The following is a 26,585-nucleotide window of genomic DNA, read 5'->3' on the forward strand; positions in this document are numbered from 1 at the left end:
GTCACTGCCGGAGCCGCTGCCGCCCATGCTCGCCACTCTCGGCGAGGTTCCCACCGGTGAGCAATGGGCGTTCGAGTGGAAGTGGGACGGGGTCCGCGCCGTCGTCGGGTCGAGCGGTGACCGAGTGCGTGTCCACTCGCGAAACCTGCGCGACATCACGGCCACCTATCCGGAGCTGTCGCGACTGGGGGGCCTGGTCGCGGGTACCGCGCTGCTGGACGGCGAACTGGTCACGCTGGACGAACTGGGCAGGCCGGATTTCGGCAGGCTGCAGTCCAGAATGCACGTTGCCTCCCCCACCGCCGCGCTGCTGCGGGATTATCCGGTCTGCTACTACGTGTTCGATCTGTTGCGACTGGACGGAGCCGACCTGCTCGACCTTCCGTACCAGCACCGCAGGCAACGGCTCGCCCGGCTGGAGCTGAACCACCCGCCACTGCTGCGAACGCCCGACCACTACACCAACACCTCCGGTGCCGACCTGCTCGATGTCGCCGCCGAGTACGGCCTGGAAGGTGTGGTGGCCAAGCGGCTCGACTCCGCCTACCGCCCCGGCACGAGATCCCGGAACTGGATCAAGACCCCGCTGCGGCTGACGCAGGAGGTGGTGATCGGCGGCTGGACGCCGGGCCAGCGCCGCAGGGCGGGCATGCTCGGTTCGCTGTTGCTCGGCGCACACGACGACACGGGAGCACTGGTCTACATCGGCCATGTGGGGACGGGTTTCAGCGACGCGGCGCTGCGCGACATGCAGGCGCGGCTGCGACCGCTGCGGCGCGAATCGAGTCCGTTCGGCACCGAGGTACCTCGCGACCGCGCACGCCAGGCCACCTGGGTGGATCCTGTGCTGGTCGGGGAGGTGGAACACCGGCAGTGGACTGCGGAAGGCAGGCTGCGCCACCCGTCCTGGCGCGGGCTTCGCACCGACAAGCGCCCGCACGAGGTGCGGCTGCCCCGGTAACCGGCACCGCCGGGTCAGGACCGGCCTGCCGCCACCCGGCTCGGCGGATCGGCACGGGTGCGCATCGCCCATCGCGCCGCGGGAGTCGTCGCCAGGGCGGCCGAGGCGAACAGCGCGCCGAGCGCGAGCCGGCCAAGTGCGGTCGAGCCGAGCACCAGCGTCGTCAGCAGCAGCGGCCCCACCATGCGGGCCACCGCGGCGCCCGTCCCGTAGCAGCCCTGGTACTGACCCTGCCTGTCGGGTGGAGCCAGCACGGCCACCGGCGCGGGACCGAAGACAGACAGCGCGTACGCGCAGCACGCCACCAACAGCAACACGCCCGCCGCGCGCACCGATCAGGCGCTGACCGGTCCCGTCACCCTGGCGGCCAACCGCACCTGGAACAGCGCGACGCCGAGCATGTTGACCATCAGCAGCACCGACACCAGCCACGGTGGCGCCTCCGTGTGCCGCACCACCCACAGCGGCAGCACCACGCTCAACAGCGGCATGTGCTGCGCGACCCTGCCGCCGGAAAGCACGGTGGGCTCCGCTGCGATCGTGCGGGTCGCCGCCGAGGCCGGGGTCGCCGTGGAGAACCTCACGAACTACTGCGCCGAGTCACCGGCCCGCGAGGGCCTCGTGCTCGGCTACGGCGCCGTGCGCACGGCCGACGTCGAGGCGGGACTCGCGCGGCTCGCCACGTGCTGGTAGGCGGGCCCGGCCGGTCAGACCTTGCGGCCCACTGCGGCGAGACCGCGCGAGCGCCGCGGGTCCTTGCCGAAGGGGTCCTGCCCGGCGGGACGCCACTCGGGCAGCCACACCAGCCCGGGGTCCACCAGCTCCAGCCCGTCGAAGAAGGCCGCGATGTCCTCCCGCGAACGCGGCATCGCCGGGTTGTTGGCCTTCGCCCGGTAGGACGCCGAGACCTTCTCCGACGCCGCCAGCGTCGCCGCGTCTTCGGGATCGACGTGGATGTGGGACAACGCCAGCAGGCTGCCCTTCGGCAACTTCCCGACGTAGAACGAAAGCAGCTGCTGCGGCTGTGTCTGTGGTGGCATGAAATGCAGTAACGCCACGGCGAGCAGGCAGACCGGCTCCCTGGTGTCGATCAGGCCGGTGTCGAGTACCCGCTGCCACAGCAGCGCACCGTCGAAGAAGTCGGCGTCCAGTGCTCGGTGCCGTCGCGGATCGGCGGTCTGTTCCAGCAGGATCTCGGCGTGCGCCTGCGCGATCGGCTCGTTGTCGATGTAGACCACCCGGCACTGGCCCGGCGCGGCCTCGTCGGCGACCTCGTGCACGTTGCCCTGCGTCGGTAGCCCGGAACCGATGTCGACGAACTGCCGGACACCTTCCGACACCGCGAAACGCACGGCACGCCCCAAAAACGCCCGGTTCGACCGCGCAAAGTCCCTGATGTCGGGAAGTATCCGCAACTGCTCCTCGGCGAACGCCTGATCCACCGCGTAGTTGTGCACCCCGCCGAGCAGGTAGTCGTACACCCTGCCCACCGACACCTTGTTCACCGAATCGGCGAGCCGATCGGTGTTGTCCGCCGCCATCGCGCCTGCCCCTTTCCCCAGTTCTCGCCGACACCACAAGTCTGCCGTGACGATCACCGGGTGCGAACACCGGCTCCCGCCTACTCTGGGGCTGGTAGCGGGAGGCACCGATGACGACGCAGCGACAGACGGGCGAGGACGCCGGCGCGCGTGGGGCTCACGGCGCTCACGATGCGCACGACAAGCACGCCGGGCACACCACCGCGATGTTTCGAAGCCGGTTCTGGGTGACGCTCGCGCTGACCGTTCCGGTGCTGGTGTACGCGCCGATGGTGCAGCACTGGCTCGGCTACACCGCACCGGACTTCCCCGGCTCGGAGCTCATCGCCCCGGTGCTGGGCACGGTGATCTTCGGCTACGGCGGCTGGCCGTTCCTCGTAGGAGCGGTACGCGAGATCCGGGACCGCCAACCCGGCATGATGCTGCTGATCGGCATGGCGATCACGGTCGGCTACAGCGCCAGCCTGGCCGCCAGCTTGGGCGCCTTCGCCGTGGACGTGTGGTGGGAACTGTCGCTGCTCATCGTCATCATGCTGCTCGGGCACTGGATGGAGATGCGCGCGATCGGCCAGGCCCGCGGGGCGCTGGCCGCTCTGGCGGAGATGCTGCCCGACGAGGCCGAACGGGTCGCCGACGACGGTTCGGTGCACACCGTTGCCGCCGCCGACCTCGCCGTCGGCGACCTGGTGCTGGTCAGGCCCGGCGGCCGGGTTCCCGCCGACGGCACCATCGCCTCGGGGTCCGCCGACATGGACGAGTCGATGATCACCGGAGAGTCCAACCCGGTACCACGGTCGGCAGGCGAGAGGGTGGTGGCCGCGACCGTGGCCACGGACAGCTCGATCAGGGTGCGGGTCGACGCCGTCGGGGAGGACACCGCGCTGGCGGGCATCCAGCGCATGGTCGGCCAGGCGCAGCAGTCGCGTTCGCGTGGTCAGGTGCTGGCCGACCGCGCGGCGGCCTTGCTGTTCTACGTGGCCGTCGCTGTCGCGGCGATCACGGTCACGGTGTGGGCGCTGCTCGGCTACCCCGAAGCGGCCGTCGTGCGGTCGGTGACCGTGCTGATCATCGCGTGCCCGCACGCGCTGGGCCTGGCCATTCCGCTGGTCACCTCCATCTCGACGGCCAAGTCGGCACGCAACGGGATCCTGGTGAAGGACCGGCTGGCGCTGGAGCGGATGCGGTCTGTGGACACCGTGTTGTTCGACAAGACCGGCACGCTGACCGAGGGTCAACACGTCGTCACCGGCGTCGCCGCGGCCGACGGCGACGAGACCGCGCTGCTGGCGCTGGCCGCCGCGGCCGAGTCGGACAGCGAGCACCCGCTCGCCCGCGCCGTCGTCACGGCCGCCCGAGAGCGCGGTGCCGAGGTGCCACCGGCCACCGGATTCCGTTCGATGGCGGGGCGCGGCATCACCGCGGAGGTGAACGGAGCCGACGTCACCGTCGGCGGGCCCGCGCTGCTGCGGGAGCGGCAGGTAACGGTGCCGGACACGCTGAGCGAACCGGTGCGGCGCTGGCGTGACCGTGGCGCGGCGGTACTGCACGTGTTGCGCGGCGACGAGGTCGTCGGCGCGCTGGCGCTGGAGGACCGCGTGCGGCCGGAGTCGAGGCCCGCGATCGACGCGTTGCACCGGCTGGGGGTGGCGGTCGCCATGATCACCGGTGACGCCAGGCAGGTGGCCGACGCGGTGGCGGCCGAGTTGGGCATCGACGAGGTGTTCGCCGAGGTGCTGCCGGAGAACAAGGACGCGGCGGTGGCGCGATTGCAGCAGCAGGGCCGCACGGTGGCGATGGTGGGTGACGGCGTCAACGACGCGCCCGCGCTGGCGCGCGCGGACGTGGGCATCGCGATCGGGGCGGGAACGGATGTGGCCATCGAGTCGGCGGGCATCGTGCTCGCCTCCGACGACCCGAGGGCCGTGGTGGCGGTCAGGAAGCTGTCGGCGTCCAGCTACCGCAAGATGCTGCAGAACCTGTGGTGGGCCGCCGGATACAACATCGTGGCGATCCCGCTGGCCGCCGGGGTGCTCGCCTGGGCCGGGATAGTGCTGCCGCTGGCGGTGGGCGCGGTACTGATGAGCCTTTCCACGATCATCGTCGCGCTCAACGCGCAGCTGCTGCGCAGGGTGGACCTGCGGCAGCCCAAGTTGCCGACGTGACTCGTCCCGGGGCGGTTCGCGCCCCGGGACGAGTCACCTGTGGGCATCAGGCCGGGGTGAGTGCCCGCTCCCACGCGCCGTAGCCGCCGATGATGTCGGAGACGTCCTCGTGGCCCGCCTTGCGCAACACGCTGGCCGCCACGGAGGAGCGCAGACCACCCGCGCAGTAGACCACCAGCGGCGTGGCCACCGGCACCTCGTCCAACCGCGACGGCAACTCGGCCAGCGGCAGGTGCATCGAACCCTCGATGAAGCCGCCTTCGCGCTCGGAGGCGTTGCGGACGTCGATCACCACGGGCGGCCGCTGCTCGCCGAGGCTCTCGCGGAGCTGGCTCACCGTGAGCCTGCTCGCGGGCACGATCTCTTCCGGAACCTCGAGGAAGCCCGCTTCGGCGTCGGCGAGGTAGCCGGTGACGTTGTCGAACCCGATCCGGCCGAGCCTGGTGATCATCTCCTCCTCTCGTCCCTCCGGAGCGATGACGACGATCTCGGCGTCGGGCCGCACGACCATCCCCGACAGTTCGGCGAAGCGGCCGTCGGCGGGCACGTTCAGCGAGCCGCGCACGTGGGCGGTGGCGAACTCCTGCGGGTCGCGACCGTCGACGACGACCGCCCCGGCGTCCCTGCGTGTGATCAGTTCCGCGGCGGTGAGGGACCGTAGCCGGTCACCGAGGTCGAGCAGTCCGCGGTCCTTGCGGTTGAGTACCGCGTCGTAGCTGAAGTAGCCGGGGGTGGAGGGCTGGCCCTCGGTGACGATGGCGACGAACTCCTCCTCCGTCATCGGCGCGCACGCGTAGTTGGTCAGCCGCTGCATGCCGATCGTGGAGGACCGCTCGGTGGACAGGTTCTTGCCGCAGGCCGAGCCCGCGCCGTGCGCGGGGAACACCCGCACGTCGTCGTGCAACCCCATCAGCTTGTGCTGCACGCTGTCGTAAAGCATGCTCGCCAGTTCCGCGGAGGTGAAGCCGAGCGAGGCGAGCAGGTCGGGGCGGCCCACGTCACCGATGAACAGCGCGTCGCCGGTCAGCACCCCGTAGGCGACGTCGTCGTCGGCGTGCTCGTAGACAAGGATGCTCACCGACTCCGGCGTGTGGCCGGGCGTCTCGATGATCTCGAGGGTGACGTCGCCGAGGCTGATCCGCTCGCCCTCGGTGAGCCTGCGAATCGGGTACTCCACTCCCTCGGCACGCTGCCCGTAGCCGATCCATGCCCCGGTCCGGGCCGCCAGTTCGAGGTGCCCGGCGAGGAAGTCGGCGTGGAAGTGGGTGTTGATGACGCCCTCGATGGTCAGCCCGCGTTCGGCCGCGTCGTCGAGGTACTCGGTGACGTCCCGGCGCGGGTCCACCACCACGGCCTTGCCGCTGCGCTCGTCGCCGACCAGGTAGGAGGCGTGGGACAGGCAGTCGAGGTAGTACTGCGTAAAGATCATTTCTTGTTCCTTTCCCGAGGGGTGGACCGGGTCAGACCAGGCCCTTGAGCATTCCGTGCCAGTAGATGGCGGGCAGGCCGTAGCGCTTGAGCAACCACATGTCCCGCCGCTGCTTGGTGGTGTCGACGAGCGGGATCGAGGGCGCGGGCTTGCTGTCGTAGTCGAACTCGGCGAGCAGCATCTTGTCGCGCGCGGTGACCAGCGGGCAGGAGGTGTAACCGTTGTAGCGATGCTGCGGCTGCTTGCCGTCGAGCACGGCCAGCAGGTTGTCCACCACGACGGGGGCCTGCTTGCGGATCGCCGCCCCCGTCTTGGAGGTCGGCACGTCGGCCACGTCGCCGAGCGCGAACACGTTGCCGAACCGCTTGTGGCGCAACGTGTACTTGTCGACGTCGACGTAGCCGTGCGCGTTGTCGGGCCCGGCGAACGGACTGTCCTTGACGACATCCGGCGCGCTCTGCGGTGGCACCACGTGCAGCAGGTCGTAGGGCAGCGTCTCGGACTCCCCCGTCGTGTTGTTCACGATCTCGGCGGTGCGAGCGGTGCCGTCGACCGACACCATCTCGCTGGAAAGCCGGACCTCGATGCCGTAGTGCTCAACGACCCGCTCCAGTTCCCGCGACCACACCGGCACCTTGAACATCGCCGGGTCCGGCAGCACGAGCACGACGCGGATGTCGTCGAGGACGCCCTGCTTGCGCCAGTAGTCAGCGGCGAGGTAGGCGATCTTCTGCGGTGCGCCACCGCACTTGATCGGGCCGGTGGGGTGGGTGAACACCGCGGTACCCGAACGCAGGTTGCGGATCAGCTCCCAGGTCTTGGGAGCCAGGTCGGCGCGGTAGTTGGAACTGACCGGCCCCGACGCGAGCGCGTCGGTGAGGCCGGGTACGCGGTCGAAGTCCAGCCGCAGTCCCGGCGCGAGCACGAGCGCGTCGTAGCTGAGCACCCTGCCGCCCTCGGTGGTGACCGTGTTGGCCGACGGGTCGAACTTCGACGCGGCCTCGCGGACCCACTTCACTCCGCGTGGCACCACACTCGACTCCGACCGGCCGGTGCCGCGCACGTCGGCCTGCCCGCCGCCCACGAGTGTCCACAGTGGCTGGTAATAGTGAGTGGTCGCCGGGTCGAGCACGGTGATGTTCTTCATCCCGGCACGTCGCAGCCGGGCGGCCACGGTGATACCCGCGGTACCGCCTCCGACGATCACGACGTGCTGCTGAGATTTGTCGGCCATCGGTGGCCTCCTTCGGTTCTCCCGGATACTCGAATCATACCCCCGGGGGTATATATCGCAAGCGCGCTCATCAGCCGCCGACGGCGCCGGAGACCATCGACTCGAACCACTCCCGCGCGAAAAGGCGCTTGGCGTGGCGGAAGTACGGCAGCCAGGGCATGAGCGTGCAGTCGGCGGGCCCCCGGCCCGACGCGGGCGAGGTGAAGTCGCAGTGCAGGAACGAACCGGTGTCTCCGGGGTCCACGAAGCAGATCGCCGACATCACCGGCTCCCTGGACGCGGCGGCCGGGTCGCCGGAGTCGCCGGAGTCGCCGCTGAGCAGTTCGGCCGCGATCCGGTCGGCGACGTGGGCGGCCTCGAACGCCGCGAGAGTTCCGGCCATGCCGACCTTCAGCGCGGGTGCGGCCAGGTCACCGATCACCGAGACGGCCGGGTAGCGGGGATGACGCAACGCCGGGAAGGTGACCTGCGGCCAGCCGTTCTCCCCGACCAGCGGGGACCGTGCCACCACGGACGGCACCTGGTGCGGCGGCACCAGGATCGCGGCGTCGTAGGGCAGTTCGCGGCCGTCGGCGCTTCGCACCGTGCCGCCTTCGGCCCCCGCGAGGTGGAACTCGCCGTGAAAGCCCACACCCGCGCCGTCGAGCATCGCGGCGAACTGACCCGCGGGGCCCTCACCGAACGGCGCGAGCGGCTTGGGCCAGGGATGCACGATGTCGACGCGCGCGCCCGTCGCCGCCCTGATGCGCACGGCAAGGTCGAACACGGCGGGCGGGCACCGGTAGGACACCCCGCTGGGTCCGACGACCACCCGATCACCCTCGCCGAGGCCGGTCAGCGCCTTCCTGCCCGCGAGCGCGCCGTCGAGCGTCCACGGCGCCAGTTCGCCAGGGCCCCCGCCCTGCGGCCAACCGACGTCGACGCCCAGCGCCACCACCAGGTGGTCGTACTCCAGCGTGCCGAACGTGCCGTGCACCGAGGAAGCGTCCGGATCCAGCCGGGTGACCTCGCCGTTGACCTGCCGCACACCCTGCCGCAGCAGGTCCGGCAGCGGGCGACGGAACGACTCGGCGGGGGCACCGTCCAGCATCATCGGCACGTAGCCGGGAAGGAAGACGTGCTCGCGCGAGCGATCGACGAGAACGATGTCGAGATCAGCAGCGCCGGCTGCCCGCGCCGCCAACCGGTTGGCCGCCGACAGACCGGCGGCGCCCGCGCCGAGAACGACGACTCTGCTGGTCATGCACCCCTCCAGGGGGACGGGACTCACCTTTCCCGCCACTATACCCCTCGGGGTATCTATCAGCGACGCACCGTGCCCTCCGGTGACAGCGCGGGCACGGCCTGCTCGGCGGTCACCGCGAGGCGACCCCGACGAAGACCTCGGTGCACTGCTCGACGACCTCCTCCTCGCTCAGCGACAGCGCACCGCTGAGCCAGGCCGTCAGCACCTGCGCCAGCCCGCCGACCAGTAGCTCGGACACCACGGCGAGGCGCGCGCTGTCGTCGATGCCGTAGAACTCCCGCGCCTGCAGACCGAGCAGCCGAACGAACAACCGGGTCGACTCGGCGCGCCTTGCGGCCAGCACGCTGCCACCCAGCGCAGGCGAGAACAGCAGCCTGCCCCTGCGCGGGTCCTCGGCGACGTAGCGCACCAACCTGCCAAGGCCTGCGCGAACCTTCTGCCTGGCGTCGTGCGGGGCTGCCTCGACGGCCGCCAGCGTCGCGGCGGCGAGGCCCTGCACCACGTGGTCGTACACCGCGGCCACCAGCGCGTCGCGGTCGGTGAAGCTCTCGTAGAAGTAGCGCGTGGCAAGACCGGACTGCCGACACACGCCGCGCACGGACAGGTTCGGCTCGCCTTCGGCCGCCCCGAGCAGTTCCAGTCCGGCCTCGATCAACTGGGCGCGGCGCTCGGCCGTGCGGTCGGCGCCCGCGACCCCACCGTAGATCCGCAGCGATGTCGATTCCATGACCCCATCTTGACATCTGTGGCGCGCGCACTGTTGCATATCTGACAACGTCCGTTCGCAGAATGAGCGCGAAGCGGCCCAGGAGGCGGAGAAAGGAACGACCGTGAGTGCCACTCGAACGCGGGGCGACATCCGCGAGAAGACGATCGTCGGTGCCGGACTGCTCGCAGGCGGCGCCAACGTGATCATGCAGCTCGCCCATCCCGGTGTCGGCTACGGCGTGGTGGAGAGCCGCGTCGACGACGGCAACGTCTTCAAGCACCCGGCGCGGCGGACCCGCACCACGCTGACCTACCTCGCCGTCGCGATGCTGGGCACCGACGAGGAGCGCAAGGCGTACCGGCGCGCCGTGAACCGGCAGCACAAACAGGTCTACTCCACCGAGTCCAGCCCGGTTTCCTATCGAGCGTTCGACCCCGAGCTGCAACTGTGGGTGGCGGCCTGCCTCTACCGCGGCATCGAGGACGTCCGCCGCATCTTCGTCGGTGAGGTCGACGACGAGACCGCCGACGAGATCTACGCCTCCTCCGAGGCGCTGGGCACCACGCTGCAGGTCCGCCCCGAGATGTGGCCCGCCGACCGGGCCGCGTTCGAGCGGTACTGGGAGCAGGCACTGGAGAAGATCTCCATCGACGAAACCGTGCGTGGCTACCTGTACGACCTTGCCATGGTGCGGTTCCTGCCACGCCCGCTGAGCATGTTGCTCGGCCCGTTCAACCGGTTCGTCACCACCGGGTTCCTGCCGCAGCGGTTCCGGGAGGAGATGCGACTGGACTGGTCGCCACGGCACCAGCGCCGTTTCGACCGGTTCATGAAGGTGCTCGCGGCCGTGGTCATGCGCCAGCCGAGGGTGCTGCGGGAGTTTCCCTACAACTTCTACCTGTGGGACGTGCGCCGCAGGATGCGCAAGGGCAAGCCCCTCATCTGAAGCGAATGCAGGTTAACCATGCCGGGAGGTTCAGCTCGCCAACGCCGCGAACACCAGGTGTTTGATCTGGTCGGCGTCGGCGAGCCTGCGCCTGCCCATGGACAGATCGTGCACGATGTTCAGCGCGGCATGCACGGCCAGCCGGGCGTGGGTGGTGTCGCGGTCGCCGTGAACAGCCACCACCAGCCGCACCCACTGTTCCACGTGCTCGCGCTGCGCCTTGCGCAGCGCGTGCCGGTCGGCTTCCGGCAGGTTCTCCGACTCCGACAGGTACACCGCGGCCATGTCGCTGTGCTGGAAGGCGAAGCCGACGTAGGAGTCGACCAGCCTGCGCAGCGCCTCGCCAGGGTCACTGGCGTCATCGACCGCCGCACTGGTCGCGGCCGCGAGTCGGTCGGCCGCCCGGTAGTAGACCGCGGCCAGCAGGTCGGCCTTGCTGGCGAAGTGCCGGTACACGCTGGAACCGCTGATTCCCGCCGCGGCACCGAGGTCCTCCATCGTCACCCCGTGAAAGCCCCGCTCGCGAAACGGCCGCGGTGCGGCCACCAGCAGGCGTTCCCTGCGGGAGACGAACTCCCCCGGCGCGGGCTCCGGTGGGGCGGGCCGCCGTTCCAGCCGGGGCGGCAGGCCGGTGGCCAGCACCGCTGTGGCCACCGCCCGCAGTTCGGCCTCGGCCACCCGCGCAGACACCTGCGTGCGGTGGGTTCCGAAACTGGCGATCGCGCTCAGCGCGGCCGACGCCAGCGTCGTCCGGTCGGCGGCGGGCAGCCGGGGCCTGGCCCGCCCGCACGCGTCGGCGAGTACGTCGACCAGCGCCGCCAGCGCCCCGGTGAATCTCGCGTGCTCGGCGGGTTCCAGGTAGCGGCTCTCCCACTGGTAGAGCGGGACGCTGCGGCGGCGCTCGACGACCAGCCGGACACACTCGCCGACCACTGTGTCGAGCCGCTGCGACGGCGTGCCGGTCACCTCCCGGGCGGTGGCCACGATCTCCTCGATGGCGTCGCTGATCTCGCCTGCCGCGTAGGCGAGTATCGCCTGCTTGTTGCGGAAGTGCTTGTAGATCGCAGGGCCGGTGATACCCGCCTCCATCGCGATGTCGCCGAGCCCGACCGTGTAGTAGCCCCTCGCGCAGAACAGCTCGGCCGCGATCTTGGCCAACTGGGCTTTGCGGTCAACTCGACCAGCGGGCACCGCCGTCGATCCGCTCGCGGACCCCGCCATCTGTCACACCCTCCGCCGGACGAACCACCGTTATCAGCAGATATCTGACTCTACCCCGCCCGCGAGCACAACCTTGACAAGGACCGCCACCGACCGGCTAGGTTAATCGCCATTCGCAACGAAGCCGTTCCGCGGAGGCTGACATGGACCACGAGGTCGCCGGCGAAACCCAGCAGTTGCCCGGTCCCGAATCGGTCACCTGGAAGCACTTCGCCGCCACACCCGGGATATTCCTGGCCGGTACCGGCCTGCTCCTCCAGGTCGCCCACCCGGTCGTCGGCGCGGGCGTGCTCGAACACTCCGACTTCCGCAGGCACCCGTGGCGCCGCGCGTGGAACACCCACGTCTCGACACTGCGGTTCGTCTACGGCATGGGCAACGGCGCGCACGCCGAGGGCCGCAGGCTGCTGGAACTGCACAAGCAGATCAAGGGCGTGGACCGGCGGGGGCGCCGCTACCACGCGCTGAACCCGCAGGCCTACGCCTGGGTTCACCTGACACTGGCGAAGTTCATGGTGGACACCGCCGCCACGTTCGGCACCCCGATGACGGAGTCCGAACTGGAGACGATGTGGACGGAGTTCCGCGCCATCGGCGCTGCGCTGGGAATCAAGGGCCGCCACCTGCCCGCCACCTGGCGGCAGACCGAGGAACTGTTCGAAAAGACCGTCCGCGACACCCTGGAGGCCAACCAGAGCACCACCGACGTGCTCCAGGCGCTCACCAGGCCGACCAAGCCGTCCCGGTTCCTGCCGGACCCGCTGTGGTGGTTGGTGGCCACCCCCGCGGGCAAACTGGTCCGGCTCACCACGGTGGGCACCCTGCCGCCGGTGCTGCGGCAGCGGATGAACCTGACCTGGACCGAACGTGACCAGCGCAGGCTGGAGTTGCTGGCCCGGCTTGTCCGCGAAGTGCACCGCAGGCTGCCCGAACCGCTGCGCTACGCGCCCGTCGCCTACGTAATCATGCGCAGGGAACGCAAGCGTGGCCGCACCCAGCGGCGAGGCGGGCACGCGAGCCCGCAGGCGGCGTGATGGCACTGGAAACGCCCCCCGCGCGGGGGCCGGTCACCGACGCGCTCAACCAGGCGGGGATGCTGCTCGCCTTCTCGGTACGCGCGACGGCGGCGACGCTGCGAGTGCTCGTCAGGCGCAAGCTCTCCTGGCGGGAGCTCGTCGAGCAGGCGTGGTTTCTGGCGTCGGTCACCACGATGCCCGCGCTGCTGGTGACGATCCCGCTCGGCGTCGTGGTCGCCCTCAACGTCGGTTCGATGGCGGGTCAGCTCGGCGCCGAGGGCTACGGCGGTGCCGTCGTCGCGTTCGTCATCGTCGCGCAGGCCTCACCTCTGATCTGCGCGCTGATGATCTCCGGTGTCGGCGGCTCTGCCATGTGCGCCGACCTCGGCGCGCGCACCATCCGCGAGGAGGTCGACGCGCTCGAGGTGATGGGAATCTCGGCGGTGGAACGGTTCGTGGTTGCCCGCCTCGTCGCCGCGGTGCTGGTGACGACCGCGCTGGCGTGCCTGGTGATGGCAGTCGGCATCAGCGTCAGCTTCGCCTTCCAGGTGGCGGTGCTCGGCGACTCGCCGGGCAGCTTCCTCGGGATGCTGACGCAGTTCTCCCGCGTCACCGACTTCGCCGTCGCCGAGGTGAAGGCCGCGGCTTTCGCGGTGCTGGCGACCCTGGTGTCCTCCTTCAAGGGACTTACCGCCAAGGGCGGACCGCGCGGCGTCGGCGACGCGGTCAACGAGGCCGTGGTGATGTCGTTCATCCTGGTGTTCGTCGCCAACACCGTGATCACGGAGCTGTACTCGGCGATCGTGCCCGCGCGGGGTGAGTACTGATGTCGGTCAGGACGCTCACCGTGAACTGGGCCAGGGCGGTGCGGCCAGCCGTCGACAGCTTCGTCGGGCTCGGCAGGCACGCCACCTTCTACGGCAGCACCGTGCTGCACCTGCCCGCGGCGCTGGCCCGCTACTGGCGGCACGTGATCCGGCACATCAGCGAGATCAGCTTCGGCTCGGCGTCGCTGCTGGCGGGAGGCGGAACGATCGGCGTCGTGTTCGCCATGTCGGCCGTGGCCAGCACCCAGATCGGGTTGGAGGGCTACCGGGGGCTCGAGCTGATCGGGCTGTCCCCCATGACAGGGCTGATGTCGGCACTGATCAACACCCGCGAGATCGCTCCCGTCGTCGCGAGCGTGGCGCTCGCGGCGAAGGTCGGAACCAGTTTCACCGCGCAACTGGGCGCGATGCGGATCTCCGACGAGATCGATGCGCTGGAAGCCATGGCCGTGCCGTCACTGCCGTTCCTGGTGAGCACCCGGATGGCCGCGGCGTTCGTCTCGGTGATCCCGCTGTACCTGGTCGGGCTGTTCGCCTCCTACGCGGCGACGAGCCTGGCCGTGGTGCAGTTCAAGGGGCAGTCGAGCGGCACCTACGACTACTACTTCAACCTGCTGCTCACCCCCGGCGACGTGCTGTACTCCCTGCTGAAGGCGGTGCTGTTCGCCATGGTGATCACCTTGGTGCACTGCGCCCACGGCTTCTACGCCACCGGTGGGCCCGAAGGTGTCGGCAAGGCCGCGGGCAGGGCGCTGCGCACCAGCATCGTGTCGGTGGCCGTGCTCGACGTGTTGCTGTCCATCGCGTTCTGGGGCCTTCGGCCCACGCTACCGGGGATCGGGGGGTAGCCATGGCGAAGCGGGTGCGCGCGGAACCGAGCAGGGCCATGCTGGCCGTGCGCGGCGTCGCGATGGCGGCGCTGCTCGCCACCGGCGCCGTGGCCGCCGTGGCTGCGGGCGGCGACGTGGTCGATTCGCGGGCCGTGGTGAGCGCGACGCTGCCGCCGTCGGCGGGCACGATTCGCGACGACTCCCCCGTGCAGTACCGCGGGGTCGTCGTCGGCAGGCTGACCGACGTCGAGAGCGGCGCCGACGGCGCCCGGCTGACGCTACGCATGGAACCCGAACTGCTGGAGCGGGTGCCCGCGAACGTGACGGTGCGGCTGTTGCCGCGCACGGTGTTCGGCGACCAGTACCTCGACCTCGCCGTGCCGGCGGGCGCGGTCCCGCTGGGCTCGCTGGCAGAGGGAGCGCACCTGGCCCCGGACGGGTCCCGGCGCACCGTCGCGCTCTACGACGCCTACTCGCGACTGTACGACCTGATCGACGACCTCGAGCCCGCGCAGTTGAAGGTCGCGCTCACCACCGTGGCGGACACCCTGCGCGGCAGGGGCGCCGAGATCGGCGAGCTGATCGACCAGGCGGCCGAAACGGCTCGCGACGCCTCGCCGCTCGTGGACAACCTCGGCGAGGACCTCACGACCGCCGCGGGCCTGGCACGCGACCTCTCGGCCGCCTCACCCGAGCTGCTGCGTTCCCTCGACGACGCCGTCGCGCTGTCGCGCACCGTGGTGGCGGAGCGGGAGTCGCTGTCGGCGGTGCTGTCGGCCGGGATCGAGCTCTCCGACCGCTCGCAGCGGTTCCTGGCCGACAACTCCGACCGGTTCATCCAGCTCGCGCACGCCACCGGCCCGGTGTCGCAGGCACTTTCGCGGCACCCGGGTGCGCTGTCGGACACCCTGGATGCCGCGGCCTTCTTCCTCGACGGCGCCAACCGCACCTTCGCAACGGGGGTGTTCAACATCGAGGCGGGCCTGACCCTCGACCAGCCCTATCCCTACACCGCGGCCGACTGCCCTCGCTACCCCGGAATGGAGGGCCCCAACTGCGGTGCCGCCCGCGAGCCGCAACCGCCGCTGCCGCTGCCCGGTGGCACGGCCGGGCCGGTCGGCAGCGAGCTGGAGCGGTCCCAGCTTCGCCAGCTGGCTCCGCTGTTGCCCGACACCGGCCCAGCACAGTCCGAACAGGACGATTCGAGCGACCTGCTCTCGCTGCTGCTCGGCCCCATGGTTCGGGGCAACCGGGTGGTGGTCCCGTGAGGAAGCTGACCCCGACTCTGCTGAAGCTGGCCGCGTTCGGTGTGGTGTGCGCGCTGTCGGCGGTACTGGTGATCAACACGCTGACCGATCCGGTACCCGGCCGCACCGCCACCTATCACGCGGTGTTCACCGATGCGCAGGGACTCGTCCCAGGCGCAAGCGTGACCGTCGCGGGCGTGCGGGTCGGCAAGGTGACCGACCTGGAACTTCTGGACGGGCAGGCCAGGGTCACCTTCGAGATCTCCGCCGAGCAGCGGGTGCCCGAGGACGGCCTCGCGGTGATCCGCTACGCCGACCTGCTCGGTGCACGCCACCTTTCGCTGACCGAGGGCTCGGGCCGGTTGCCGGAGGGATCGACGATCCCGGTGCAACGCACCAGGCCCGCGCTGGATCTGACCGCACTGCTCGGCGGCTTCAAGCCGCTCTTCGACACCATCGAGCCCGAGCAGGTCAACACCCTGGCCTCGGAGATCCTCGCCGTGTTCCAGGGTGAGACGACCTCGCTGGACAAGTTGCTGGGCACCGTCGTCTCGTTGACCGAGACGCTCGGCAGCAGAGACCAGGTGCTCGGCGAGGTGCTGACCAACCTCACCGCCGTGCTGGACACGATGACCGAGCACAAGGACGACCTTCGCGCACTGATCACCAGCCTTGCCGACCTGACCTCGTTCGCGGCGCAGTCCCGGCAGCAGATCGCCTCCGCGCTCGACAGCGGAGCCGAACTGGCCGACTCGCTGACCCGGTTGCTGGCTGACATCAAGCCGGGGTTGTCGCAGGACGTGCGCTCCCTGAAGTCGCTGACCGCGACCATGGTGGACAACGAGCAGGAATTCGAGGCGCTGGTAGGCGACCTTCCGGAGTTCTCCACCACGCTGAACCGCACCCTCGACTACGGCTCGTGGGTCAACGTCTACGTGTGCAACCTCGGCCTCTACATCGGCGGCGAACCCGTCAAACTCGACGCCGGCCCGCACTCGGAGGTCTGCCGATGACTGTCCTTCGCAGGCTGCGCGCCAAGGGCCCCGCCTTCGACGGGGCGGTGGGGGCGATCGTGCTCCTGCTGCTGCTGGCCACCGCCGTCGCCGTGCCGAGGCTGGCGTTTCGGACCGCAACACTCGGCTACGCCGCGGAGTTCGGCAACGCGGCCGGGTTGAGCGAGGGCGACCAGGTGTACGTCGCGGGAGTTCCCTCCGGCCGGGTCACCGGCGTGCGGCTGGCGGGCGACCGGGTGCGCGTAGAGTTCCGGCTCGACCGCGAGCAACCGCTGGGCGGGGCCACCAGCGCCGCGGTCAAGCTCGCCACCGTGCTCGGCACCCGCTACCTCAGCGTGCAGCCCGCCGGGCCTGGCCTGCTGCCGGAGGGCGGCACCATCCCGCTGCGACGCACCTCCGTGCCATACAGCCTCAACGACCTCGCCACCCAGGCCGTCGACACCACCGAGCGGCTCGACCTGGCCCAGCTGCGGGAACTGGCCACCGCCGTGCGAAACCAGTCACCCGACGGCGAACTGCTCGGCAGGGCACTCGACGGCATCAACCGCGCCAGCGGGATCATCGCCGAGCGCGACGAGGAGTTCCAGCGGCTGCTGTCCGGGGTGCGGACCCTCACCGGTTCGCTGCTGGACCAGCGCGACACGCTCACCGCGCTGCTGGGGGACGCCAGGCTGGTCGCGCAGGTGCTCAGCGAACGAAGGGACACGATCCGGCAGCTGATCCGTGACGTCGACGAGCTGACCACGGCGCTGGACGAACTGCTGCGCGACAACGAACCGCTGCTCGACCCGCTGCTTTCGGACCTGCACGCCATCACGGCCACCCTCAGCCGCAACGAGCGTGACATCTCCGAGACGCTGCGGCTGCTCGGGCCGGGCAGCCGCTACCTGGCCAACGCGTCGGGCAACGGCCCGTGGGGCGATGTCTCCGGGCCCGCCGGACCGCTGCCCGACAACCTGCTGTGCCTGGTCGCTCTGCTGGAGGGCTGCCGATGAACCGCACCGGCCCAACTCGGCGCATCACCCGGGGTGTCGCGCTCGCCTGCGTGCTCGCGCTGGCGGCAGGGGCCGCCTGGTACGTCCTGCTGCGCCCGCAACCGCAGCTGCGCGTCAGCGCGGAGTTCCCCTCCGCCGACGGGATATTCGCGGGCAGCCGCGTGGCGATCCTCGGCGTGCCACTGGGCACGGTGGAAAGTGTCGAGCCTCGCGGCAGCCGGGTGCGGATCACGATGACGCTGCCCGGCGACGTGACCGTTCCCGAGGGCGCGCACGCCTACATCGTGAGCCCGGCCGTGATCAGCGACCGGTTCGTCGAGCTGTCCCCCGCCTACACCGGGGGCCCGGCACTGCCGGACGGTGCCACCATCCCCGTCGAGCGCACCCACGCTCCGATCAAGTGGGACGAGCTGGCCGCCTCACTCGACGAACTGCTCGACGCGCTGGGCCCGGACAACACCGGAGCGGGTGGCATCGGTGCGCTGATCAGTGCCACAGCGGACACCGTAGGCGGAAACGGGCAGCGCTTCCGCGACGCGATCCACAACATCGCGCAGGCCAGTGACCTGGTGGCGGCACGGACTCCCGACATCGAGGCGGTGCTCGACAACGTGGAGGCACTCAGCGGGCTGCTCGTCGAGCATCGATCCACACTGGACATGCTGACCGGCACCGTCTCCACCGCAGCTGCCGACTTCGCCGAGCAGCAGGACGCGGTGGCTGCCTCGGTGGAGCAGATCTCCCGCGCACTGGGCACGCTCGGCAGGCTGCTGCGCGAACACGGTGACCAACTCTCCGGTGACCTGTCCGAACTCACCGATGTGAGCACGACGCTGGTGGCGCGGCAGCGGGAGCTCGCCGAAACCCTGGACACGCTGCCGCTGGCGTTGCAGAACTTCGGGCTCGCGGTCAAGGACAACCGGCTGCGCATCCGGCTGGACGTCTCGACGAACCTGAGCCAGTTCCCCACGACCGCGAAGCTGTGCAGGCAGCTGCCGCTGCCGCTGTGCGAGGGCGCGGGGATCGTCAACCCGATCCCCTTCCCGCCGAGGATTCCCGACGCGCTCGGCCTGGACGCCGCGATGAACGGGGGTGGCGGATGAGGCGGATGAGGCGGATGAGGCGGGCGAGCCGGGCCGCCGTCGCATTGCTCGCGGCGGCCTCGACCACCACCGGCTGCGGGTTCAGCCTGCAGAACGCGGCGGGCCTCGGCGGTGGTGGCGACGACACCTACCGGGTGACGGCGGTCTTCGCCGAGGCACCGAGGTTGCCGTTGGGCGGCACCGTCCGCGTCGGACAGGCCACGGTCGGCAGGGTGGCCGCCATCAGCACCGAGAACTTCCGCGCGAGAGTGGAACTGGAGCTGGATTCGCGGGTGCGACTGCCCGCGGGAACCCTGGCCAAGCTGGAACTCACCTCAGCACTGGGCGAGGAGTTCGTGCTGCTGCGGCCGCCGCCGCGACCGAGCGGGCAGGCCACGCTCCAGCAGGAACCGGTCATCCCGCTGGAACGCACCTCGCGCGGCCCCGACGTGGAGAGCACGCTCGCCGCTGTGGGCACGCTGCTCAACGGCTCCGGCATCGACCAGGCTCGCACGATCGTCGACGAGGCCAACGCGATGCTGTCCGGCCGCGCCGGCACGATCAACGAACTGCTGGCGCGGTTGGATCACGTCCTGACCACGTTGGACGACCACAGTGCACAGATCGTCGAGGTGATCGACTCGATGCACGCGGTGTCGGGTCAGCTCGCCGCGAGCACACCCACCCTGGAAGCCGCGCTGACCGACATCCGGCCCGCGCTCGACACGCTGCTCGCCGAACGCGAGCGGTTCTCGCGGTTGCTGCGCTCGGTGTCCTCGCTCGGTGGCAACACCGCGAGACTGATCGAGGAGACCGGTACGGCGCTGACCGAACAACTGCACCAGCTGCGGCCGTTGCTGAAAGAACTCGGTGCGCTCGACGACGGGCTCGGCAGGACGCTCACCGACGCGCGGGAGTTCATCAGGCTGCTGCGGCAGGCGACCCCGGGCGACTACCTGATGCTGGACGGCACGATCAACGTGCCGCTCACCGTCGCCGAGATCCTCGATCCCGATCTGGGCGAGGTGCCCTCGCCGACCGGTGGCGAGCCGCTGGGACAACCGCGGCAGGGAGACGCCGGGCTGTTGCTGGAGGGCGGGACGCGATGAAGAACAGGCTGGCGCTGGCACAACTCGCGCTGTTCCTCGTGATCGGCGTGGCATGCAGCTACTACGTCCTTTCCAACGTGCTTGGGCCACGCGCGATCACGGCAGCGATGACCGTCACGGTGCGGATGCCCGACACCGGAGGGCTCGCCGCGCAGTCGCAGGTCACCTACCGCGGCGTCGGCGTTGGCGAGGTGTCGGACATCCAACTTGATCCCGAGGGTGCCGGTGTGCGGGTGCGGCTGGAACTCGACCCCGACACCCGCATCCCGCGCGACACCACCGCCGTGGTGACACAGGAAACGCCGATGGCGATCGTCCGCCTCGACCTGCGTCCCGACGGCGAGGACCCGCCCTACCTTCGCGACGGCAGCGTCATCCCGGGGCAGCACACCCGCAGGCCACTGCCGCTCGAGCGGCTGCTGGTGGAGTTCATGGAGGTCGCCGACAGCCTGCCTGCCGAGGACGTCGCCGTGATCGGTGACGCGCTGGCGACCGGGCTCAACGGCGCGACCCCTGAGCTGATCCGCATCCTGGACAACAGCCAGACGCTGCTGCGCTTCGCAGGCGAGCGAACCCCGCAGCTGCGACGGCTAGCCGACCACGGCAGGCGACTGCTGGGCGACAGCGGCGACCGGCTGCGCAGGACGGCGACCGCGATGCGGCAGTTCACCGGCGCCGTGCGCGAGCAGGAGCCCGCCATCCGCGGCCTGCTGCACGACGTCCCCGACCCGGCGCGCCGGGTGGCGCGGATGATGACCGAGAACCAGCCCGCGCTCACCACCCTGCTCGGCAACCTGGTGACCACCGCTCAGCTGGTGAGTGTGCGCGCCCCCGCCGTGGAGCAGACGTTGATCTCGCTGCCGGACACGCTGACCAAGCTGGGCAGCATCGTCGAGGGCGACACCGCGAACTTCTACCTCATCGCCTCGCAGGGGCCGGTCTGCTACACCGAGACCCCGAGGCGCACCCCGACCGCCACCGAGCCGCGGGAACCCGACCTGACGTGGCACTGCCCGCCGGGGCCCGATCTCGCGCAGCGCGGCGCCGCCAACGCGCCACGCCCCGAAAGCTCACCTTCCGAGCAGGCGCCCGCACCCAAGAACCGGTCCTACGACCCGGCTTCGGGGCGGCCACTGCCGTTCGACCTCGGCAGCAGCGGCGGGCAGCAGGCGGTGCTCGGCCCCCGTTCCTGGTCCTCGATCCTGCTACAGGGAGTGCAATGATGAGTCGCACCCGGCCAACCGACCAGCGCCCCTCGCCCCGGCCCCGTCCCCAGGGTGGGAACGGCAGCGAGGACGAGAACTCCGGACAGTCCGAACGCGACACCGAAGCGGCCACGGACAGCACGGACACCACCGAAACCGCGGCAGGCACGGACAGCGGCGAGGTCGGCGGCACCGACACCGCCGAGACCTCCGACAGCGCCGACAGCGCCGACACCGCCGAGACCTCGGCCGAGGAGTCCGGCGCTGGTTCCGGCGCGGCACGGCGGTCGCTGCCCGGTCCCAGGGCGCTGCTGGCCGCGTTGCTTGTCGCAGCGGTGCTCGGCGGCACCGGCTACCTGGCGTGGGAGTACTTTTCGCTGCGCTCCCAGGAGGCTTCACGCACGCAGGCCGTGGACGCGGCCGGCCGGTTCGCCGCCGAGCTGTCCTCCTACGACTTCAACAGGCTGCAGGAGAACTTCAGCGGGGTCACCGCGAACGCCACACCGCGGTTCGCCCAGCAGTACGAGCAGGTGGGCAGCAAGCTCACCGAGCTGATCAAGAAGCACCAGGCGGTGTCCAAGGGCGAGGTGGTGGCCTCGGGCGTGCAGTCCTTCGAAGCCGAAAGGGCCGTCGTGGTGCTCTTCGTGGACCAGACGATCACCAACACCAACAGTCCGCAACCACGTATCGACCGCAACCGGATGCGGATGACGCTGGTGCGGCAGGACGACCGCTGGCTCGTCGACGACGTCGCGCTGCTTTGAGCGGCGAACCAGGTAAAGAAGGAGCGAACAATGGTCGATCAGGTCACCGCATCGGATGTGTGGCGCGAGGTGGGTGAGTGGACGATCCCCACACTGCTGCGCCGAAACGCCGAGGAGTACGGCGAGCTTCCCGCGCTGTCGTCCGGTGTCGGCGAGGACGCGGAAACGCTGAGCTGGCGGGAGTTGCACGACCGGGTCGCCGCCGCGGCGCACGGGCTGTCCTCGGCGGGGCTGCACCGCGGCGACCGCATGTTGATCGATTGCTCCAGCAGGCCGGAACACTGGGTGGTCGATTTCGCCGCGGTGCACGTCGGCGCGATCCCCTGCACCACCTACGCCACGCTGAGCACCGAGCAGGTCCGCCACGCCGCCACGCACAGCGCCGCCACCGTGGTGGTGCTCGAGGGTGCCTCGCAGTTGCGGCGGTGGCGGCCCGTACTGGACTCGCTGTCGGCGTTGCGCGCCGTGGTGATGCTCGACGACTCCGCCATTCCCGAGGGCGACGCGCGGTTCGTCAGCTACTCCGACCTGCTCGCCGCGGGCGCGCAGTTGCACGGCCGGGACCCGGAGGCGGTGCGGGGCTGGGCGGAGGCGGTCGACCAGGACGACCCGGTCGCCATGATCTACACCTCTGGCACCACCGGTGACCCCAAGGGTGTCGTGCTCAGCCACAACAACGTGCTGTACCAGTGCGCGGCACAGGAGCTGATCCAGCCCGCGCCCGCCAACCCCAGGTTGGTGGCGTACCTGCCGCTCGCGCACATCGCAGAACGGGTGCTCGGCATGTACCTGCCCACGTTCAGCGCCGCGCACGTCACCGTCTGCCAGGACGCGGCCGCGCTGCCCGCGACGCTGCAGGCGGTGCGGCCACACGGGTTCTTCGGCGTTCCCCGGGTGTGGGAGAAGCTCTCCGCCGGAGTGCAGGCGGTGCTGGCCGCGCTGCCCGAGGAGCAGCGGTCCGCCATCGACGCGGCGAGGCAGGCCGCCGCGAAGGCCTACGCGATCAGGGCGGACGGCGGTGAGCTGCCCGCCGAACTGGCCGACAGTCTGGAGCGGGCGGACAAGGCAGCGCTGCGGCCGTTGCGGGACAAGCTCGGACTCGGCGAAGCGGTGCGGCTCGGCAGCGGCGCGGCACCCATCCCCGCCTCCGTGCTGGAGTTCTTCGGCAGCCTCGGTATGACGATCATGGAGGTGTGGGGCCTTTCGGAGACCACGGGCGCGGCCACCACGAACTTCCCCGACCGCTACCGGGCGGGCACTGTCGGGCTGCCCACCCCCGGCATGGCGGTGAAGCTGACCGAGGACGGCGAGGTGCTGGTGAAGGGACCGCTGGTGTTCCTCGGCTACCTGCAGGCCGACGGCCGCGTCGAACCCGACGTCGACGCCGACGGCTGGCTTGCCACCGGCGACATCGGCACCCTCGACGAGGACGGGTTCCTGACCATCACCGACCGCAAGAAGGAACTCATCATCACCTCCAGCGGCAAGAACATCGCGCCCAGCAAGGCGGAGGGACTACTGCGCACCCACCCGCTGATCGGCTACGCCGCGGTGATCGGCGACAAGCGGCCCTACGTCACCGCACTGCTGGCGCTGGACGAGGAGGCGGCTCCCGCCTGGGCCAAGGCAGCGGGCATCGAGGCGACCGAGGTGAGCGAACTGGCCGAGCACCCGAGGGTGCTCGCCGAGATCGAGACCGCCGTGCGTGGCGCCAACGAGCAGCTGTCACGGCCGGAGCAGATCAAGAAGTTCCGCGTGCTGGGACGGCCGTGGACCCCCGAGTCCGGCGAACTGACACCCACCATGAAGTTGAAGCGCAGGGTGATCGGGCAGACCTACGCCGGCGAGATCAGCGAGTTGTACACCGAGGAGGCAGCGAAGTGAGTCGCGAACTGACCCAGGAACAGCAGGCTTTCGTCGAGGCGGTAGCCGACTTCTGCCGAAAGGAGGTGGGTAGCGCCACCGAGTTCCCGCACGACCCCGGCCTGTACGGCAAGATGGCGCAGCTGGGCTGGCTCGGCATCACGATGCCGCAGGAGTACGGCGGCTCGGGGCAGGGCATGGCCGAACTGGTGCTCTTCCTGGAGCAGACCGGCTACTGGCAGGCGCCCATCAGCGGTTTCGCCACCTCGGTCATCGCCGCGGCGGCCTACGAGAAGTTCGGCAGCGACGCCCAGAAGCAGCGGGTGCTCACCGACTTCGTCAACGGCAAGGTGCTTTCCATCTCCATGTCGGAGCCGGGCGCCGGTTCGGACGTGGGCGCGCTGACCTGCCGCGCCGAGAAGCGCGACGGCGGCTGGGTGATCAACGGTCAGAAGACCTGGTGCTCCAACGCGCACATCGCCGAGCACATCCTGCTCGTGGCCCGCACCTCCACCGATGGCGGCAAGCACGAGGGCCTGACCATGTTCGACGTGCCCGCGAACACGGCTGGTCTGCAGATCAGGGGTATCGAGACCATGGGCGGCAAGGAGGTCAACGACCTCTACTTCACCGACTGCAGGCTCGGCGAGGACGCCGTGGTCGGTGTCGAAGGCCGCGCGTGGCCGCAGCTGATGGCCGGGCTCAACATCGAGCGGATGATCCTGGCGGGCAACATGCTCGGCGTCGGAAGGCGCGCCTTCGACGACACGCTGTCCTACGTCAAGCAGCGTGAGCAGTTCGGCCGCCCGATCGGCAAGTTCCAGGCGCTGCGGCACCGCATCGCCGACCACGCCACCGAACTGGAGTGCACCAACCTGCTCGTGCACGACGTGGCGCACCGGATGGACGCCAACCCCGGCGAGCTGTTCCCCCGCGAGGCCTCGATGGCCAAGCTCAAGGCGACCGAGTTCGCCAAGGCGATGGCGCTGGACGGCATGCAGATGCTGGGCGGCTACGGCTACGCCACCGAGTACGGCATGGAACGGCTGGTGCGCTCCACCGTGGTCTCCACCATCTACGGCGGCACGAGCGAGATCCAGCGCGACATCATCGGCAAGACGCTCGGGCTGTGAGCAGGCGTCACCGCCCGCGCAGCAGGCCGTAGTCGCCGTCGTAGCGGCGGTACAGCACCGTGCCCCTGCCCGTTTCGGTGTCCTTGAAGAACCGGAACGGCAGGTCGGTGCAGGTCGAAAGCCACGTGGCCGCCGTTTCGGTGGTCTCGCCGGGGACCGGGTGCACGTTGACGGTCAGCGGGACGTCCACCGGCGCCGTCGGCGGGGCGAGTGAGCGCAGCCTCGCCAGCCGGTAGCCGGTGGGTCCGATGCGGAACACGATGCTGTCCTCACCGGTCTCGTCGTCGACGAACAGGTGGAAGTCGTAATCCATCACGTCCATGGTGCGTGCCGCCTCGCCGGGGTGGCAGCGGGTGAGCTGGTAGCTCTTGTGCCGCACGATCCGTGGCGTTGCGGGCTGCTGCGACCACCACCGTGCCGCCGTCGCGCCGTGCCATGGCCGGGCACCGCCCGCACCGGCCAGCCGTTCCAGGTGTTCGCGCAACCGTCGCCGCACCAGCCTGCCCGCCTCGGGCAGGAACGCGGCGGCCACCTGTGCCCGCACCGCGACACCCGCCACGGTGAGGTTGGCCTGGACCAGCGCCGGTACCGGTGCGCTGGGCCGGGTGAACGCGGTCAACTTCAGTCTGGCCTGCGTGACGCCGTGCGGTAGCCGCCGGGCCAGCGCCGCGAGCTGGCCACGCACGTATTCGCGTGCGCTCTCGACGACCTCTCCCCTTGTCTCCACCACGATGTCCGCAGGCCCGCCTGCTCGGCCGATCCGCACCTGTTCGCCTCCTCGCCGTGTCCCGCCAGGCGACAATCTCGCCGAAGGTCGCGGTGCCGGGTAGGGGACAAGGTCCCGGCACGAACTCCTCAGCTCGCGACGTGGGTCACACCGCACAGCCGCGCGAAGTGCCCGCCGCGGGCCACCAGGTCCGCGTGACGACCGCGCTCGACGACCCGACCGCGGTCGAGAACGACGATCTCGTCGACGCCGGCCAGCCCGCGCAGCGTGTGGGTGATCAGCAGCACGCCCCGCCCCGCCGTGGCGTCGAGCACGTCGGCGACGAGGTCGTCCGCCGTGCCGGGATCGAGGTGCGCGGCCGGTTCGTCCAGCACGAGGAAGCGGGCGTTCGACAGCAACGCGCGCGCGAGCGCGATGCGCTGCCGCTGCCCGCCGGAGACGAGCGAACCGTGCTCACCGACGTCGGTCTCCATGCCGTCCGGCAAGGACCGCACCCAGTCGAGTGCCCGTGCGCGGCGCAGCGCGTCCTCGACCTCGGCCTGCCCGGCTTCCGGCCGCGCCAGCCGCACGTTCTCGCTGATCGTGGTGTGGAACAGGTGGGCCTGCTGGCCCGCGAGCGTCACCAGCCTGCGCACGTCGTCCTGCGCGTAGCGGGCCAGGTCGTGGCCGTCGAGGGTGACGGTTCCGGCATCGGGGTCGCGAAACCGCACCAGCAGCGCGGCCAGCGTCGACTTGCCCGCGCCGCTGGCACCGACCAGTGCCACCCTGCTACCGGGTCGAAGCTCCAGATCGACGCCGTCGAGCGCCCACGGCCCGTCCTGGCTGTAGCGCACGCGCACGTTCGTCACCCGCAGCAGCTCACCCGCGGGCGGTGGCAGCGGCCGCGCGGGATCACGCACGGGCGGCTCCCGGTCGGTGAGCTCCAGCAGCCGCCTGGCCGCGCCTGCCGAACCCGCGAGGTGCCTTGCCGACTCCGGCAGCGGGCGAACGGCCTCGAACGCGGCGGTCGCCAGCAGTGCCACAGCCGCGAGCAGCACACCCGGCAACGTGCCCGCCTCGGTGGCGGCCACACCAGCCACGAGCACCGCGAGTGTCGTCAGCCCGGTGAGCACGTCCACGGCGCCCTCTGCCAGGCCTGCGCTCAGCGCGTCGACGCGCGTGATCCTGCCCAGTGCGGCGTCGGCGGCACCGACCCGGCGTAGCTGCTCGCCGTCGCGCTCGTGGACGATCAACTCCGGAGCCGATTCCAGCAGTTCGACCACCTCCGTGGACAGCCGTGCCCTCGCGGCGGCCTGCCTGCGGGCGGCCACCCGCGCCAACGCCGC

At 70.5% G+C, this 26,585-nt stretch carries 26 protein-coding genes; 16 read left to right on the forward strand and 10 right to left on the reverse strand.

What is annotated here, in order from left to right; genetic code table 11:
* Positions 1-25: 25 nt before the first annotated feature.
* Positions 26-961, forward strand: a complete 936-nt coding sequence (gene ligD / locus SACMADRAFT_RS14475) for a non-homologous end-joining DNA ligase (RefSeq protein WP_040926425.1) — start codon at positions 26-28, stop codon at positions 959-961.
* A 14-nt stretch (positions 962-975) separates the two neighbouring features.
* On the opposite strand, the gene SACMADRAFT_RS14480 is transcribed toward ligD, so the two are convergent.
* Both SACMADRAFT_RS14480 and SACMADRAFT_RS28565 read right to left on the reverse strand, forming a co-directional pair.
* Positions 976-1,293 (reverse strand): hypothetical protein, encoded by a 318-nt coding sequence (locus SACMADRAFT_RS14480; RefSeq protein ID WP_009154575.1) that lies wholly within the window; start codon positions 1,291-1,293, stop codon positions 976-978.
* 3 nt (positions 1,294-1,296) lie between these two features.
* Positions 1,297-1,482 carry a hypothetical protein gene (locus tag SACMADRAFT_RS28565; RefSeq protein ID WP_009154576.1) on the reverse strand — a complete coding sequence of 62 codons (186 nt, stop codon included), beginning with the start codon at positions 1,480-1,482 and terminating at the stop codon, positions 1,297-1,299.
* 1 nt (position 1,483) lies between these two features.
* Between SACMADRAFT_RS28565 and SACMADRAFT_RS29940 the strand changes: the two genes are divergently transcribed.
* The gene (locus SACMADRAFT_RS29940) at positions 1,484-1,654 is read left to right on the forward strand and encodes a hypothetical protein (RefSeq protein ID WP_157617250.1); all 171 of its coding nucleotides are present in this window, start codon (positions 1,484-1,486) and stop codon (positions 1,652-1,654) included.
* Positions 1,655-1,668: 14 nt separating this feature from the next.
* On the opposite strand, the gene SACMADRAFT_RS14485 is transcribed toward SACMADRAFT_RS29940, so the two are convergent.
* Entirely contained in the window at positions 1,669-2,502 is an 834-nt protein-coding gene (locus SACMADRAFT_RS14485; protein WP_009154577.1) for an SAM-dependent methyltransferase, read from the reverse strand.
* A 110-nt stretch (positions 2,503-2,612) separates the two neighbouring features.
* On the opposite strand from SACMADRAFT_RS14485, the gene SACMADRAFT_RS14490 reads away from it, so the two are divergent.
* Positions 2,613-4,664 carry a heavy metal translocating P-type ATPase gene (locus SACMADRAFT_RS14490; protein ID WP_009154578.1) on the forward strand — a complete coding sequence of 684 codons (2,052 nt, stop codon included), beginning with the start codon at positions 2,613-2,615 and terminating at the stop codon, positions 4,662-4,664.
* Between the two features lie 46 nt (positions 4,665-4,710).
* Here SACMADRAFT_RS14490 and SACMADRAFT_RS14495 read toward each other — a convergent pair whose 3' ends face one another.
* The 4 genes from SACMADRAFT_RS14495 to SACMADRAFT_RS14510 all read right to left on the reverse strand — a co-directional run bounded on the left by SACMADRAFT_RS14495 (position 4,711) and on the right by SACMADRAFT_RS14510 (position 9,300).
* The gene (locus SACMADRAFT_RS14495) at positions 4,711-6,093 is read right to left on the reverse strand and encodes an MBL fold metallo-hydrolase (RefSeq protein ID WP_009154579.1); all 1,383 of its coding nucleotides are present in this window, start codon (positions 6,091-6,093) and stop codon (positions 4,711-4,713) included.
* A 31-nt stretch (positions 6,094-6,124) separates the two neighbouring features.
* Positions 6,125-7,327, reverse strand: coding sequence for an NAD(P)/FAD-dependent oxidoreductase (locus tag SACMADRAFT_RS14500; RefSeq protein ID WP_009154580.1), 1,203 nt, complete (start codon positions 7,325-7,327; stop codon positions 6,125-6,127).
* A gap of 70 nt (positions 7,328-7,397) precedes the next feature.
* Positions 7,398-8,570, reverse strand: a complete 1,173-nt coding sequence (locus SACMADRAFT_RS14505; protein ID WP_009154581.1) for an FAD-dependent oxidoreductase — start codon at positions 8,568-8,570, stop codon at positions 7,398-7,400.
* Between the two features lie 112 nt (positions 8,571-8,682).
* Complete coding sequence (locus SACMADRAFT_RS14510) at positions 8,683-9,300, reverse strand: TetR/AcrR family transcriptional regulator (protein ID WP_009154582.1); 618 nt, start codon at positions 9,298-9,300, stop codon at positions 8,683-8,685.
* Between the two features lie 103 nt (positions 9,301-9,403).
* Between SACMADRAFT_RS14510 and SACMADRAFT_RS14515 the strand changes: the two genes are divergently transcribed.
* The gene (locus tag SACMADRAFT_RS14515; RefSeq protein ID WP_009154583.1) at positions 9,404-10,228 is read left to right on the forward strand and encodes an oxygenase MpaB family protein; all 825 of its coding nucleotides are present in this window, start codon (positions 9,404-9,406) and stop codon (positions 10,226-10,228) included.
* Between the two features lie 30 nt (positions 10,229-10,258).
* Here the strand turns inward: SACMADRAFT_RS14515 and SACMADRAFT_RS14520 are convergent, their stop codons facing one another.
* On the reverse strand, positions 10,259-11,449 hold the full coding sequence (locus SACMADRAFT_RS14520; RefSeq protein WP_009154584.1) for a TetR/AcrR family transcriptional regulator: 1,191 nt from the start codon (positions 11,447-11,449) through the stop codon (positions 10,259-10,261).
* 143 nt (positions 11,450-11,592) lie between these two features.
* Between SACMADRAFT_RS14520 and SACMADRAFT_RS14525 the strand changes: the two genes are divergently transcribed.
* The 12 genes from SACMADRAFT_RS14525 to SACMADRAFT_RS14580 are packed head-to-tail and all read left to right on the forward strand — an operon-like array spanning position 11,593 to position 24,533.
* Positions 11,593-12,483, forward strand: a complete 891-nt coding sequence (locus tag SACMADRAFT_RS14525; RefSeq protein ID WP_009154585.1) for an oxygenase MpaB family protein — start codon at positions 11,593-11,595, stop codon at positions 12,481-12,483.
* Complete coding sequence (locus SACMADRAFT_RS14530; protein ID WP_009154586.1) at positions 12,483-13,292, forward strand: MlaE family ABC transporter permease; 810 nt, start codon at positions 12,483-12,485, stop codon at positions 13,290-13,292. Before SACMADRAFT_RS14525 ends, SACMADRAFT_RS14530 begins: the two co-directional genes overlap by 1 nt.
* The gene (locus SACMADRAFT_RS14535) at positions 13,292-14,140 is read left to right on the forward strand and encodes an MlaE family ABC transporter permease (protein ID WP_009154587.1); all 849 of its coding nucleotides are present in this window, start codon (positions 13,292-13,294) and stop codon (positions 14,138-14,140) included. The genes SACMADRAFT_RS14530 and SACMADRAFT_RS14535 overlap by 1 nt, the downstream gene beginning before the upstream one ends.
* A gap of 2 nt (positions 14,141-14,142) precedes the next feature.
* Entirely contained in the window at positions 14,143-15,390 is a 1,248-nt protein-coding gene (locus SACMADRAFT_RS14540; protein WP_009154588.1) for an MCE family protein, read from the forward strand.
* Positions 15,387-16,382 (forward strand): MCE family protein, encoded by a 996-nt coding sequence (locus tag SACMADRAFT_RS14545; protein WP_009154589.1) that lies wholly within the window; start codon positions 15,387-15,389, stop codon positions 16,380-16,382. Before SACMADRAFT_RS14540 ends, SACMADRAFT_RS14545 begins: the two co-directional genes overlap by 4 nt.
* The gene (locus SACMADRAFT_RS14550) at positions 16,379-17,377 is read left to right on the forward strand and encodes an MCE family protein (RefSeq protein WP_009154590.1); all 999 of its coding nucleotides are present in this window, start codon (positions 16,379-16,381) and stop codon (positions 17,375-17,377) included. The genes SACMADRAFT_RS14545 and SACMADRAFT_RS14550 overlap by 4 nt, the downstream gene beginning before the upstream one ends.
* Entirely contained in the window at positions 17,374-18,480 is a 1,107-nt protein-coding gene (locus tag SACMADRAFT_RS14555) for an MCE family protein (RefSeq protein WP_009154591.1), read from the forward strand. The genes SACMADRAFT_RS14550 and SACMADRAFT_RS14555 overlap by 4 nt, the downstream gene beginning before the upstream one ends.
* Before the next feature lie 14 nt (positions 18,481-18,494).
* Complete coding sequence (locus tag SACMADRAFT_RS14560; RefSeq protein WP_009154592.1) at positions 18,495-19,568, forward strand: MCE family protein; 1,074 nt, start codon at positions 18,495-18,497, stop codon at positions 19,566-19,568.
* Positions 19,565-20,791 (forward strand): MlaD family protein, encoded by a 1,227-nt coding sequence (locus tag SACMADRAFT_RS14565; protein ID WP_009154593.1) that lies wholly within the window; start codon positions 19,565-19,567, stop codon positions 20,789-20,791. The genes SACMADRAFT_RS14560 and SACMADRAFT_RS14565 overlap by 4 nt, the downstream gene beginning before the upstream one ends.
* Positions 20,791-21,537 (forward strand): VirB8/TrbF family protein, encoded by a 747-nt coding sequence (locus SACMADRAFT_RS28570; RefSeq protein WP_009154594.1) that lies wholly within the window; start codon positions 20,791-20,793, stop codon positions 21,535-21,537. Before SACMADRAFT_RS14565 ends, SACMADRAFT_RS28570 begins: the two co-directional genes overlap by 1 nt.
* A gap of 30 nt (positions 21,538-21,567) precedes the next feature.
* Positions 21,568-23,421: an AMP-dependent synthetase/ligase gene (locus SACMADRAFT_RS14575; RefSeq protein ID WP_009154595.1), complete on the forward strand. Its 1,854-nt coding sequence runs from the start codon at positions 21,568-21,570 to the stop codon at positions 23,419-23,421.
* A complete protein-coding gene (locus SACMADRAFT_RS14580) occupies positions 23,418-24,533 on the forward strand; it encodes an acyl-CoA dehydrogenase family protein (protein WP_009154596.1) in 1,116 nt (371 codons plus the stop codon). Before SACMADRAFT_RS14575 ends, SACMADRAFT_RS14580 begins: the two co-directional genes overlap by 4 nt.
* Positions 24,534-24,540: 7 nt before the next feature.
* Here the strand turns inward: SACMADRAFT_RS14580 and SACMADRAFT_RS14585 are convergent, their stop codons facing one another.
* Complete coding sequence (locus SACMADRAFT_RS14585; protein ID WP_009154597.1) at positions 24,541-25,299, reverse strand: sigma 54 modulation/S30EA ribosomal C-terminal domain-containing protein; 759 nt, start codon at positions 25,297-25,299, stop codon at positions 24,541-24,543.
* A gap of 89 nt (positions 25,300-25,388) precedes the next feature.
* Positions 25,389-26,585 (reverse strand): thiol reductant ABC exporter subunit CydC (gene cydC, locus SACMADRAFT_RS14590; protein WP_009154598.1); only part of this gene is annotated, 1,197 nt, incomplete at its 5' end.

Source organism: Saccharomonospora marina XMU15, from assembly GCF_000244955.1.
Classification (GTDB): Bacteria; Actinomycetota; Actinomycetes; order Mycobacteriales; family Pseudonocardiaceae; genus Saccharomonospora_A; species Saccharomonospora_A marina.

Bases quoted from the DNA above. Each gene is read 5' to 3' on its own strand.
- ligD (WP_040926425.1), top strand. From the start codon at position 26: ATGCTCGCCACTCTCGGCGAGGTTCCCACCGGTGAGCAATGGGCGTTC.
- SACMADRAFT_RS14485 (WP_009154577.1), bottom strand. From the start codon at position 2,502: ATGGCGGCGGACAACACCGATCGGCTCGCCGATTCGGTGAACAAGGTG.
- SACMADRAFT_RS14490 (WP_009154578.1), top strand. From the start codon at position 2,613: ATGACGACGCAGCGACAGACGGGCGAGGACGCCGGCGCGCGTGGGGCT.
- SACMADRAFT_RS14495 (WP_009154579.1), bottom strand. From the start codon at position 6,093: ATGATCTTTACGCAGTACTACCTCGACTGCCTGTCCCACGCCTCCTAC.
- SACMADRAFT_RS14500 (WP_009154580.1), bottom strand. From the start codon at position 7,327: ATGGCCGACAAATCTCAGCAGCACGTCGTGATCGTCGGAGGCGGTACC.
- SACMADRAFT_RS14505 (WP_009154581.1), bottom strand. From the start codon at position 8,570: ATGACCAGCAGAGTCGTCGTTCTCGGCGCGGGCGCCGCCGGTCTGTCG.
- SACMADRAFT_RS14510 (WP_009154582.1), bottom strand. From the start codon at position 9,300: ATGGAATCGACATCGCTGCGGATCTACGGTGGGGTCGCGGGCGCCGAC.
- SACMADRAFT_RS14520 (WP_009154584.1), bottom strand. From the start codon at position 11,449: ATGGCGGGGTCCGCGAGCGGATCGACGGCGGTGCCCGCTGGTCGAGTT.
- SACMADRAFT_RS14525 (WP_009154585.1), top strand. From the start codon at position 11,593: ATGGACCACGAGGTCGCCGGCGAAACCCAGCAGTTGCCCGGTCCCGAA.
- SACMADRAFT_RS14530 (WP_009154586.1), top strand. From the start codon at position 12,483: ATGGCACTGGAAACGCCCCCCGCGCGGGGGCCGGTCACCGACGCGCTC.
- SACMADRAFT_RS14535 (WP_009154587.1), top strand. From the start codon at position 13,292: ATGTCGGTCAGGACGCTCACCGTGAACTGGGCCAGGGCGGTGCGGCCA.
- SACMADRAFT_RS14540 (WP_009154588.1), top strand. From the start codon at position 14,143: ATGGCGAAGCGGGTGCGCGCGGAACCGAGCAGGGCCATGCTGGCCGTG.
- SACMADRAFT_RS14550 (WP_009154590.1), top strand. From the start codon at position 16,379: ATGACTGTCCTTCGCAGGCTGCGCGCCAAGGGCCCCGCCTTCGACGGG.
- SACMADRAFT_RS14555 (WP_009154591.1), top strand. From the start codon at position 17,374: ATGAACCGCACCGGCCCAACTCGGCGCATCACCCGGGGTGTCGCGCTC.
- SACMADRAFT_RS14560 (WP_009154592.1), top strand. From the start codon at position 18,495: ATGAGGCGGGCGAGCCGGGCCGCCGTCGCATTGCTCGCGGCGGCCTCG.
- SACMADRAFT_RS14565 (WP_009154593.1), top strand. From the start codon at position 19,565: ATGAAGAACAGGCTGGCGCTGGCACAACTCGCGCTGTTCCTCGTGATC.
- SACMADRAFT_RS28570 (WP_009154594.1), top strand. From the start codon at position 20,791: ATGAGTCGCACCCGGCCAACCGACCAGCGCCCCTCGCCCCGGCCCCGT.
- SACMADRAFT_RS14575 (WP_009154595.1), top strand. From the start codon at position 21,568: ATGGTCGATCAGGTCACCGCATCGGATGTGTGGCGCGAGGTGGGTGAG.